This window comes from Kineococcus vitellinus (assembly GCF_009906315.1).
Taxonomy (GTDB): domain Bacteria; phylum Actinomycetota; class Actinomycetes; order Actinomycetales; family Kineococcaceae; genus Kineococcus; species Kineococcus vitellinus.
On record NZ_JAAALL010000156.1, the window covers coordinates 1 to 10,559 of the forward strand.

A 10,559-nucleotide genomic window follows, 5' to 3' on the forward strand; every position below is an offset into this window, starting at 1 on the left:
CCCCGATCCACGCCTGCCCCGATCCACGCCTGCCCCGTCCACCCCGATCCCCACGAGCACAGGAGCAACGCCATGCCTCGCACGCACCACCTGGACCTGCCCGACCTGTCCGGCCGACGAGCCGTCGTCACCGGCGCCAGCGACGGCATCGGCCTCGGCATCGCCGGCAGCCTCGCCGCCGCCGGCGCCGAGGTGGTCCTCCCCGTCCGCAACCGCGCCAAGGGCGAGGCGGCCCTGGCCCGCATCCGCAGCCGGCACCCGGCCGCCCGCCTCTCGCTGCGCGAGCTGGACCTGTCCTCGCTGGAGTCGGTGGCCGCCCTCGGCGGGCAGCTGCGCGCCGAGGGGCTCCCCGTCCACCTGCTGATCAACAACGCCGGGGTCATGACCCCGCCCGAGCGCCAGGTCACCGCCGACGGCTTCGAGCTGCAGCTGGGCACCAACCACCTGGGGCACGTCGCGCTGGTGGCGCACCTGCTGCCGCTGCTCGTCGCCGGGCGCGCCCGGGTCACCTCGCAGATCAGCGTGGCGGCGCGCGCCGGGCGGGTGAACTGGGACGACCTGAACTGGGAGTCCTCCTACGACGGCATGCGCGCCTACAGCCAGTCCAAGATCGCCTTCGGCCTGTTCGCCCTCGAGCTGGAGCGGCGCAGCCGCGCCGGCGGCTGGGGCATCACCAGCAACCTCTCGCACCCCGGGGTGGCCCCCACCAGCCTGCTCACCGCGCGCGCGGAACTGGGCAGGGAGCGCGACACCCCGCAGATCGCCGTCATCCGCCGGCTCTCGCGCGCCGGGATCCTGGTGGGCACCGTGGACAGCGCCCAGCTGCCCGCGCTGCTGGCCGCCACCTCGGCGCAGGCCCGCGGCGGGCGGCTGCACGGCCCCGCGGGGCCCGGTCACCTCGGCGGCCGCCCCACCGAGCACGCCCTCTTCCGCCCCCTGCGCGACGTCCGGGAGGCCGAGCGCGTCTGGCGGGTCTCCGAGGAGCTGGCCGGGGTGTCGTTCAGCGCGCCCGCGCCGGCGTGAGCACCGCCGGGCGCCTCAGGCGCGGCTGAGCTCGGCGCGGTGCGCGCGGGCGAAGTCGGCGACGGTCCTGGCGGGGCGTCCCAGCAGGTCGGGGACGTCGCTGCTGCACAGGCGCCCGTCGTCCTGCCCGCGGCGCACCACGTCCACGAACTGGTGGACCAGCCCCCGCGCCTGCCAGGCGGGGACCCCGGTGGCGCGCAGCACGCCGTAGAACGCGGGGGCGGGCACGTGGACGTAGCGCACGCGGTGCCCCAGCACGGTGGTGAGGATTGCGGCGACCTCGGGGTAGGACAGCGGGCGGTCGCCGGTGAGCAGGTAGGTGCGGCCGTCCTCGCCGGGTCCGCCCTGCACGGCGGGGTCGGTGAGCACGCGGGCGGCGACGGCGGCGATGTCGGCCACGTCGATCCAGGCGGTGGCCCCGTGCCCGCTGGTCTGCGGCAGCCACCCGCGCCGGATCGCCGCGGCCTCCACGAGCAGGTTCTCGGTGAAGGCGCCCGGTTGCAGGAGCGTCCACGCCAGGCCGCTGCGCCGCAGGTGCTCGTCGGCCAGGGCGTGGTCGCGCGCCCAGGGGATGGCCGAGCGGGGGCGGGCGTCGGAGGTGGAGACCTTCACCACGTGGCGGACCCCGGCGGCGACGGCGGCGTCGATCGCGTCGCGGTTCTGGCGGAACTGCTCCGGACCCGGCGGGGTGTTGAGGAACACCTGCTCGCACCCCCGCATCGCCTCGCCCAGGCCGGCCTCGTCCTCGAAGCTGCCCAGGGCGGCCTCGACGCCGCGATCGGTGAAGGCGCGCACCTGGGCGGGCCGGCGGCACAGCACCCGGAAGGGGACGCCGCCGGTGGTGAGCTCCGCGACGAGGGCGGTGCCGATGTCGCCGGTGGCGCCGGTGACCAGCACCCGCGCCGGGGTGGCGGAGCCGTCGAGCCGGGGATCGGGGTGGGTGGTGGGTGCGGGCACGTCGACCTCACTCAGTAGCAGGAACCTGTTGGTGAGAGACTGCCCCTCCTCGAAGGGGGTGGCAAGCCGACCGTGGACTTGACCGAAGGCGACATCGACGCTCTGGTGACGTGGTCGCTGATCCGCGCCGCGCACCGCGCCCAGCGCGAGCTGACGGCGGTGTTCGCCGAGCACGGGCTGTCCCCCGTGCAGTTCGGCGTGCTCTCGCACCTGGCCACCGGCGCCGAGTTCACCCAGGCCCAGCTGGCCCGGGAGGTCCTGGTGCGCCCGCAGTCGATGAGCGGGGTCCTGGACGGGATGGTGGCGCGCGGGTTGATCACCCGGGGCTCGGAGCGTTCCAAGGGACGGCGCAACCCGCTGGCCCTGACCGCCGCGGGCCGCGAGCTGCTGGCGGTGGTGTGGCCGGCGGTGCGCGAGGCGAACAGACCGGAACGGCTGGGCATGAGCGAGGCGGAGGTGGCGGCGCTGAACGGCGTGCTGCTGCGCATGGTCGAGGGGTCTCGCTAGGGTCGGGCGGCACCTCCGCCCCGCCTGGCCTGGGTCGAAGCGACCGCGCAGCGCTGCGACCTGCGCAACCCGCCCCCGCTGGTCCGCTGGTCCGCTGGAGCAGCGACGAGCACCACCTGCTCGAGCTGTCCGCAGCGAGGATCCCCGTACCGCCCAGCACCTTCCTCGAGGCGGGCGACCCGGTGGTCCCGGTGCGGCTGTCGCAGCTGGTGCAGCCGCTGCGCCGAGCGCACGGTCGTCCCGCGGTGCGCCTGGACGGGGCTCACCACCGGAGCCGGACCTTGTTCCCCAGCTCCACCCCGGTGACACTGGACCCGTGCGCCAGCGCTGGGTGCCCAGCATCGTCCCCGACGAGGCCGGCGTGCCCGTCCACCGACCGCTGCTGCTCAGCCGAGCGCGCGGCATCCGCGCGGTCCTGACGCAGGTCCGAGTTCACGCCGACACCGAGGGGTTGATGCTGCACCTGCACCTCAGCGCCGACGGCGTGCACGCCGAAGCCGCCAAGCGGTGGGTGTTCGACGAGCCGCGTCGACTCGCGGACCCCGACGGCGGCGGGAGTTCCGGCGCGCAACCCGTGCTGCACGTCCAGTTCGACGACTTCGCCGATCGGGTGCCCGTGAAAGACCGCTCGGTGCGCACCTTCGAGGACACCGCCACCGGCGAGGTGCGCTTCTCCTGGGAGGCCACCTACTGGATCCGCCAGCTGCCCACCGACGGACGGGTCCACCTGCGCACCAGCTGGCCCCAGGCCGGACTGCCGGCAGCTGAGCACACCCTCGTCCTCGCGCCGCCCGCGGACGAGGGTCGTTGAGGCCGGCACCGCCACGCCCGCCCGTGCGGGCGGTGCGCCGTCACGGCACCGGCCGGACGCTCTCCGGCCGGCGGCCGTCCACCGACCGTGGTGACGCGCTGCTCGTCCTCCTACGATGACCGGAGTGACACCACCGCCACCGACGAGGCTCCCCGCTCGGCTCTCGCCCGGTGACCGGGTGGCGGTGGTCTCCCCCGCCAGCTGGCCCGACTCCCGCGAGGACCTCGCCCCGCTGCTGCACGCGCTCACCTCGTGGGGGCTGCGACCGGAGCTCGGCGCCCACGTCGCCGACCGCCGCGGGTACCAGGCCGGCACCGACGCCGACCGCCTCGCCGACCTCGACCGGGCGCTGCGCGACCCGGGGGTGCGTGCGGTGGTCGCCTCCCGCGGCGGCTGCGGCAGCCTGCGCCTGCTCCGCGGCATCGACCGGCAGGCGCTGGAGCGCGACCCGAAACCGCTGGTCGGCTACAGCGACATCACCGCCCTGCACCAGTTCTGGCGCGGATCGGGGGTTCCCGCGGTGCACGGCGCCGTCGACGGCGCCCACGCCGACGCCGTCCGCGCCCAGCTCGTGGACGCCGCCGGCGCCGTGGTCCGCAGCGACCCGGCCGCGGTCACGGCCGCGCTGACGAGCAGCGGTCGAGCCGCCGGCGCCCTGGTCGGCGGGAACCTGGAGATGCTCGCCCGCTGCGTCGGGGTGGTCGAGGTCTCCTGGGCGGGGTGCCTGCTGCTGGTGGAGGCCCACCGGGCCGCCGGGCTGGGCACGGTGGACCGCGCCCTGACCCAGCTGCGCCTGTCCGGCACCCTCGACGGCGTCGCCGGCGTGGTGGTGGGCAGCTTCGAGGAGTTCGCCGGCTACGAGGACCGGGGGTGGACGGTCGTGGACGTCCTGCACGACCTGCTCGACGACCTGGGCGTGCCGATCCTCGGCGGGCTGCCGCTGGGGCACCTGCCCGACCCGGTGCCCGTGCCGCTGGGCGTGCCCGCCGTCCTGGACGCCGACACCGGCCGGCTCACCGTCGACGCGCTGACGCGGTAGCCCCACCCGGCCGGGAAAACCCGTCGCCTCCACCGCTCCCGCTGCCCGAGGGTGGAACCCGTGACGGCGAAGCACTCCCCTCCCGGGATCGACTACCGCTGGCGGGAACCCATCGCCGACGAGGAGGTGGTGGACCTGGCGCTCTCCCACGGCGGCCGCTGCGAGGCCGGGTGGTGGTCGCGGGTCCGGGAGCACAGCCTGGGCTGGGTCGGTGCCCGCGACCGGTCCGGCCTGCTGGTCGGGTTCGTCAACGTCGCCTGGGACGGCGGGGACCACGCCTTCCTCATCGACACCAAGACCCGCGGCAGCCACCAGCGGCGGGGCATCGGCCGGCAGCTGGTGCAGGTGGCGGTCCACCACGCCGCGGCCGCCGGCTGCGAGTGGTTGTTCGTCGACTTCGGCGCCGAGCTGGGGCCCTTCTACCTCGACGCGTGCGGCTTCCGCCGCACCGACGCCGGTCTCATCCACCTCACGACCGCCACGGCGACCGCCACGGGTGGTGCGGGGTGAGCGGCTCCGCCTGCACGGGTCAGCGGTAGCCGCTCGCGTCGGCCGGGCGTCCGGCGTCCGCCACCTCCGTGATGTAGCGCCAGGCGTCGGGCCGACTGCCGTCGACGTCGGTGAGGTCGTAGCGCTCGGCCAGCCCGAACGAGGACTGCACGGTGCCGGTGAGCCGGGCCCGGTCGGGGTCGGCGGCCAGTGCGGCGACGCCCCGGGCCACGTAGCGGGGGCTCTCGGAGATGGCGAAGTGCGGCTCGCGGGCGGTGGCGGCGCGCCAGTCGTCCTCGGTGACCCCGAAGAGCTCGAGCATGACCTCCGAGCGCAGCCAGCCGGGTGTCACCGCGACGGCGGTGGCGTGCGGGGAGGTCTCGTGGGCCAGACCGAGCACGATCCTCTCGGCGGCGGCCTTGGAGATGTCGTAGAACATGCCGCTCTGGTGGCGGTAGGCGCGGTTGTACTCGCTGGTGCCGTCGGTCAGCTCGACGACGAGGCCCCCGGGGTGGCGCAGCAGCAGCGGGACCGCCGCGTGGCAGGTGATCAGGTGGCCGTCGATGCCGATGCGCAGCATCCGCAGCCCGCCGCTCAGGTCGTGCTCCCACAGCGCGTGGCCGAACTGGGCGTAGTGGTCGGCTCCGAAGAGCCCGATCACGAGGACGTCGAGGCGACCGTGCTCGGCGTCGACGCGTGCGACCAGGGCGCGCACCTGCTCGGGGTCCAGGTGGTCCACGCGCAGGCCGACGCCGGCGCCGACCGCGGTGAGCTCGTCGCCGACGTCCTCGATGGTCTCCGGCCGGCCGTACTCCGAGGGGCCCTCGCTGCGGCTGCTGCGCCCGGTGGCGTAGACGAAGGCCCCCTGGCGGGCCAGCTCCACGGCGATCGCCCTGGAGGCGCCCCGGGTGGCTCCGGCGACCAGGGCCACCCTGCCCCGCAGCGGCCGATCGGGGGCGGGTGCGTCGCCGGCGTCGTCCACCTGACGTCCTCTCGTGCCGCGGTCCGGGTGTCGAGCAGAGCCTCCACGTCCTCGCGGAGGCTGTCCAGCAGTCGGCCCCACCCCTTCCGCGATCACCCGCGGAACTCCCCGGCGTGCTGCCGCGCCCACCGCGCGAAGGTGGTGGCCGGGCGGCCCAGGAGCTCCCGCACGACGGGAGTCCTCGCAGCGCCACCGGCGGCGGACCCGGCCAGCACCGTGTCCACGTACCAGCCGGCGTCCTCGCCCGACAGGTCCACCACGCGGCTCACACCGGCGTCGCGGGCGGCCGCCACCACCCGCTGCGCCGTGGCCGGCGCCGGCGCCGGGTAGAGGCGGTCCACACCCTGCAACGCCTCCTGCAGCACCGAGCGCGCGGCGCTGCCGGTCGCGCCGGTGACCAGGACTCGCACGTGTTCCTCCACCGCTCGTCGTCGAGGCACCACCAGCTGAGCACGACTGCTGCTCGCGCGGCAAGAACGCTGAGGACGCGTCGAGCTGACGGGCGATCCACGGACCCGTCCCGGATCCGGGCTTGACCTTGATGCCGCATCAACCCCGCACGCTGACGTCAGGAGCTCCCGCACGGGGTGGGAGCGGCTCCACGAGAGGCAGGCGGACGATGTCGGCTTTCATCGAGAAGGTCGTCGGCGACATCGGCGACAAGAAGCGGTGGCGCGAGCACGAGGTGCGGGTGAGGGCGCTCCCGTCGGGCTACCGGAGCGCGGTCGAGGCGCTGGAGCGGTACCTGCTGCGCCGCGGGGTGATCGCCAAGGGCGACGTCCTCGTGGACCTGCACGTGGAGCTCGTGGAGGTCTTCGAGCGGGCCGCCTCGCAGGGCACGCCGGTCAGCGAGGTCGTGGGTGGCGATCCCGTGCACTTCGCCGACACGCTGCTGGGCAAGTACGCCGCGGGCGAGTGGATCGACGAGGAGCGGCGGCGGCTGGTCAGCGCGATCGCCGACGCCGAGGCGGAGAACGGGAGCCGCTCGTGAGCATCGCACCCGCCGCCGACCCCGCGATCCGGGTGCAGGGTCTGCGGAAGGCCTACGGTGAGCTCGGGGTGTTGCGGGGGGTGGGCTTCGAGGTGGCGCGCGGGAGCATCTTCGCGCTCCTCGGCTCCAACGGGGCGGGCAAGACCACCGCCGTGCGCATCCTGTCCACCCTGCTGAGGGCCGATTCCGGGACGGCGAGCGTGAACGGCTTCGACGTCGCCACCCGGCCGGGGCGGGTGCGGGAGTCGATCAGCCTGACGGGGCAGTTCGCCGCCGTGGACGGGATCCTCACGGGGCGGGAGAACCTCGTGCTGGTCGCCAGGCTCCGCCACCTGAGGAACCCGGGGAGGGTCGCGGACGAGCTGCTCGCCCGGTTCTCGCTGGACGGTGCGGGTGGCCGGAAGGCGTCGACGTACTCCGGCGGGATGCGCCGCCGGCTGGACATCGCGATGAGCCTCATCGGGAACCCCTCGATCGTCTTCCTCGACGAGCCGACCACGGGGCTGGACCCGCAGGCGCGCATCGAGGTGTGGCGGAGCGTGCAGGAGATGGCCCGCGGCGGGACGACGGTGCTGCTGACGACGCAGCACCTGCAGGAGGCGGAGGAGCTGGCGGACCGGATCGCGATCCTGCACCGGGGACGCATCCTCGTCGAGGGCACCCTGGAGGACCTGAGGAGGCTCCTGCCGCCCGCGAGGGTCGAGCACGTCGAGAAGCAGCCGTCCCTGGAGGACGTCTTCCTCGCCCTCGTCGGCGAGGACGGGGTGGACGAGGTCGGGGTGGACGACGGGGCGGGCGAGGTCGGTGGCGGCGAACGCGCTGCCGGTTCCGGGACGAGGGGGCGACGGTGATGGTGACGCGTTTCCTGGCGGACACCGCCACCCTGACCGGGCGGTCGATGAAGCACGTCACGCGCAGTCCCGACACGATCATCACGACCGCGGTCATGCCGATCGCGATCATGCTGCTGTTCGTCTACGTCTTCGGCGGCGCGATCGACACCGGACCCGAGGCGGCGTCGGGCTCCTACGTCGACTACATGCTGCCCGGCGTGCTGCTCATCACCGTCGCGATGGGCGTCTCCTACACCGCGTTCCGACTCTTCACCGACGTGCAGGGCGGCATCTTCGACCGGTTCGACTCGATGCCCATCGCCCGCTCGTCGGCGTTGTGGGCGCACGTGCTGACCTCGCTGGCGGCCAACCTCACCTCGCTCGTGCTCGTGGTGGGTGTCGCGCTCCTCATGGGTTTCCAGACCGGGGCCGGGGGGCTGGACTGGCTCGCGGTCGCCGGCGTCCTCGTCCTGTTCACCCTCGCGCTGACCTGGGTGGCGGTGGTGGCCGGGCTGTCGGCGAGGACCGTGGAGGGCGCCAGCGTGTTCTCCTACCCGCTGATCTTCCTGCCCTTCGTCAGTTCCGCGTTCGTCCCGACCACGTCGATGCCGGGACCGGTGCGCTGGTTCGCCGAGAACCAGCCGGTGACCTCGATCGTGGACACCGTCCGCGCCCTGTTCGCCGGGCGCCCCGTCGACGGGAGCACCTGGACCGCGCTGGCCTGGTGCGTCGGCATCCTCGTGCTCGCCCACGCGTTCGCGATGGTCACCTACCGGCGCAAGAGCGCCTGAGGCAGGATGAGGTCGTGCTCAGCATCAGCCAGCTCGCCGCCTACGCCGGGGTGACCGTGGCCGCGGTGCGCCACTACCACAGGATCGGGTTGCTGCCCGAGCCCGACCGCGACCGCTCGGGGTACCGCAGCTACGACGCGGCTGCGGTGGTGCGCCTGATCCGCATCCACGTCCTCGCCAGCGCCGGGGTTCCGCTGGCGCAGGTGGAGGACCTCCTGGACGCCGGTGCGGAGGAGTTCGCCGAAGGCGTCCGGGAGATCGACGCGCGGTTGCGCGCTGAGGTCCGCAGGCTCCAGGGCACCCGCCGGCGGCTCGCCCGGCTCGCCGCGGGTGAGCAGCTGGCGCTCCCCGCGAGCGTGGTCGGCTACCTGGACCGGCTGCGGGGGCTGGGCGTGCAGGAGCGCTACATCGAGAAGGAGCGCGACGCCTGGATCGTGCTCGCGGCCCGGATGCCCGACCGGATCGACGCCATCATCGCGGACAAGCACGAGGACCTGGCCGATCCCGACCTCGTCCGGCTCTACGGCCTGGTCAGCGGCGCCCTGGACTGGACCGCCGAGGACCCGCGCGTGGTCGAGGTCGCCGACGTCCTGGACCGCATCTCGACGCGGGCGCTCGAGTCCGGCGACGTCAGCGGCGAAGGCCTCGACGACCAGGTGGTCGCCCTGCTGGACGCGGCAGCGGCCCAGGTCTCCCCCGCCGCTCAGCGACTGCTCGTCCTCCTGGAGGAGCGGGGCTGGAAGGGCATCACGCGCGCCGAACGCGTCCGTGCCGCGACGCGCCGCACGTAGCCCGGTCGTCGGCCACGGCCGGTGACGCCGTCGGCAGGCGTCGTCCGCTCCGGTTCGCGCCGCCCCACCTGCGAGGATCGCCGCCATGCCCGCGGAGCAGCGCGAGACGCTGAGGTTCAACCGGAACAACGCCACGACCGGCACCGTCGAGCGCGTCCACGCCGCCGACGGCACCACCCGCATCCACAAGCGGCTGCGCCGCACCGGCACCGTTCCCGGCGCCCCGGCGCACTGGGCCTCCTCGAACACCCCGACCGACTGGAACCACTGGGCCCGCGAGGCCGCGGTCTACACCGACCCCCGGTTGCGGGCCGGCCTGGCCGGCACGGGCCTGGACCTGCCGGCCGCCGAGGTCGAGCGCGACGAGCAGGGCGTCGACCTGTGGCTCGAGGACGTCCACGGCACCGCGGGAGCCGACTTCAGCCTGGCCGACCACGTCGCCACCGCCACCGCGCTGGGCCGCTGGCAGGCCCGGCCGCTGCGGCCCGCCCCGCCGTGGGCCTCCCGCGGTTTCCTGCGGGCCTACTCCACCAGCCGTCCCGGGAACCTCGCGCTCGTCGACGACGACGCCGCCTGGGCGCGGCCGCTGGTCCGCGACACCTGGCCGGCGCACCTGCGCGCCGGCTGGCAGCGCCTGCTGGCCCACCGCGAGCACCTGCTGGACGTCGTGGAGAACCTGCCCCGCACCCTGTGCCACCTGGACGCGTGGGTGGCCAACGCCGTCCGCCGCCCCGGCGGCGAGGTCGTGCTGCTGGACTGGGCCTTCGCCGGCGACGGCGCCGTCGGCGAGGACCTGGGCAACTACCTGCCGGACGCCGTCTTCGACCTCTTCTGGCCGGCCGAGCGCCTCGCCGAGCTGGAGGCGGCGTGCTGGCCGGCGTACCTGGACGGGCTGCGGGCCGGCGGCTGGGAGGGCAGCGAGCGCGAGGCCCGGCTGGGGGTGGTGGCCTCGTGCGTGAAGTACGCCTGGCTGCTGCCCCTGCTGCTGGCCCAGGCCGGCGACGACGAGCACCACGCCTACCACCGCCGCGCGGACGCCGAGCACCTGTACCACCAGCGCGGTGCGGCGTTGTCGCACCTGGTCGGCTGGTGCGGGGAGGCGCTGGAGCTGACCCGCTGAACGCTGCCGCGGTCGTGGCGGGTGCCGAGCTCCCGCCGGCCGGGCCGGGTGCGGCTACAGTCGGGCGGACCTGGATCGCCACCGACCGAACCTCCCTGGGGGATCTGATGAGCGTGCCGGCCGGGCAGGTGAGCGGGGCGGCGTGGCCCGCTCTGCGGGTGGAGGACTGGACACCCACCCGCGACACCCTGCACATGTGGCTGCAGATCGTCGGCAAGGTCCGGC

Annotated in this window: 14 protein-coding genes; 11 read left to right on the forward strand and 3 right to left on the reverse strand. The window is 74.8% G+C overall.

Going from position 1 to position 10,559, the window contains the following annotated elements; genetic code table 11:
- The first annotated feature begins 72 nt into the window (after positions 1-72).
- Complete coding sequence (locus tag GTQ99_RS14000; RefSeq protein ID WP_166616349.1) at positions 73-1,023, forward strand: SDR family oxidoreductase; 951 nt, start codon at positions 73-75, stop codon at positions 1,021-1,023.
- Between the two features lie 15 nt (positions 1,024-1,038).
- Here the strand turns inward: GTQ99_RS14000 and GTQ99_RS14005 are convergent, their stop codons facing one another.
- Complete coding sequence (locus GTQ99_RS14005; RefSeq protein WP_166616350.1) at positions 1,039-1,980, reverse strand: NAD(P)H-binding protein; 942 nt, start codon at positions 1,978-1,980, stop codon at positions 1,039-1,041.
- Between the two features lie 72 nt (positions 1,981-2,052).
- On the opposite strand from GTQ99_RS14005, the gene GTQ99_RS14010 reads away from it, so the two are divergent.
- From GTQ99_RS14010 to GTQ99_RS14025, 4 genes are all read left to right on the forward strand, one after another.
- Positions 2,053-2,487 (forward strand): MarR family transcriptional regulator, encoded by a 435-nt coding sequence (locus tag GTQ99_RS14010; RefSeq protein WP_166616351.1) that lies wholly within the window; start codon positions 2,053-2,055, stop codon positions 2,485-2,487.
- Between the two features lie 316 nt (positions 2,488-2,803).
- Positions 2,804-3,298 carry a hypothetical protein gene (locus GTQ99_RS14015; RefSeq protein WP_166616352.1) on the forward strand — a complete coding sequence of 165 codons (495 nt, stop codon included), beginning with the start codon at positions 2,804-2,806 and terminating at the stop codon, positions 3,296-3,298.
- 178 nt (positions 3,299-3,476) lie between these two features.
- Positions 3,477-4,337 carry an LD-carboxypeptidase gene (locus GTQ99_RS14020; protein WP_205707471.1) on the forward strand — a complete coding sequence of 287 codons (861 nt, stop codon included), beginning with the start codon at positions 3,477-3,479 and terminating at the stop codon, positions 4,335-4,337.
- 60 nt (positions 4,338-4,397) lie between these two features.
- Positions 4,398-4,847 (forward strand): GNAT family N-acetyltransferase, encoded by a 450-nt coding sequence (locus tag GTQ99_RS14025; protein ID WP_166616354.1) that lies wholly within the window; start codon positions 4,398-4,400, stop codon positions 4,845-4,847.
- A gap of 19 nt (positions 4,848-4,866) precedes the next feature.
- On the opposite strand, the gene GTQ99_RS14030 is transcribed toward GTQ99_RS14025, so the two are convergent.
- Together GTQ99_RS14030 and GTQ99_RS14035 are read right to left on the reverse strand one after the other, a co-directional pair.
- Positions 4,867-5,808 carry an SDR family oxidoreductase gene (locus tag GTQ99_RS14030; protein WP_166616355.1) on the reverse strand — a complete coding sequence of 314 codons (942 nt, stop codon included), beginning with the start codon at positions 5,806-5,808 and terminating at the stop codon, positions 4,867-4,869.
- 92 nt (positions 5,809-5,900) lie between these two features.
- Positions 5,901-6,218: a hypothetical protein gene (locus GTQ99_RS14035; protein WP_166616356.1), complete on the reverse strand. Its 318-nt coding sequence runs from the start codon at positions 6,216-6,218 to the stop codon at positions 5,901-5,903.
- A gap of 209 nt (positions 6,219-6,427) precedes the next feature.
- On the opposite strand from GTQ99_RS14035, the gene GTQ99_RS14040 reads away from it, so the two are divergent.
- From GTQ99_RS14040 to GTQ99_RS27565, 6 genes are all read left to right on the forward strand, one after another.
- Positions 6,428-6,799, forward strand: a complete 372-nt coding sequence (locus tag GTQ99_RS14040; protein ID WP_166616357.1) for a DUF1048 domain-containing protein — start codon at positions 6,428-6,430, stop codon at positions 6,797-6,799.
- The gene (locus GTQ99_RS14045) at positions 6,796-7,650 is read left to right on the forward strand and encodes an ABC transporter ATP-binding protein (RefSeq protein WP_338074994.1); all 855 of its coding nucleotides are present in this window, start codon (positions 6,796-6,798) and stop codon (positions 7,648-7,650) included. The genes GTQ99_RS14040 and GTQ99_RS14045 overlap by 4 nt, the downstream gene beginning before the upstream one ends.
- The gene (locus GTQ99_RS14050; RefSeq protein ID WP_166616360.1) at positions 7,650-8,423 is read left to right on the forward strand and encodes an ABC transporter permease; all 774 of its coding nucleotides are present in this window, start codon (positions 7,650-7,652) and stop codon (positions 8,421-8,423) included. The genes GTQ99_RS14045 and GTQ99_RS14050 overlap by 1 nt, the downstream gene beginning before the upstream one ends.
- 14 nt (positions 8,424-8,437) lie before the next feature.
- Positions 8,438-9,214: a MerR family transcriptional regulator gene (locus GTQ99_RS14055; protein ID WP_166616358.1), complete on the forward strand. Its 777-nt coding sequence runs from the start codon at positions 8,438-8,440 to the stop codon at positions 9,212-9,214.
- An 85-nt stretch (positions 9,215-9,299) separates the two neighbouring features.
- Positions 9,300-10,334 (forward strand): aminoglycoside phosphotransferase family protein, encoded by a 1,035-nt coding sequence (locus tag GTQ99_RS14060; RefSeq protein ID WP_166616359.1) that lies wholly within the window; start codon positions 9,300-9,302, stop codon positions 10,332-10,334.
- A 107-nt stretch (positions 10,335-10,441) separates the two neighbouring features.
- On the forward strand, positions 10,442-10,559 hold a 118-nt coding region (locus GTQ99_RS27565; protein WP_420814495.1), incomplete at its 3' end, for a DUF5996 family protein.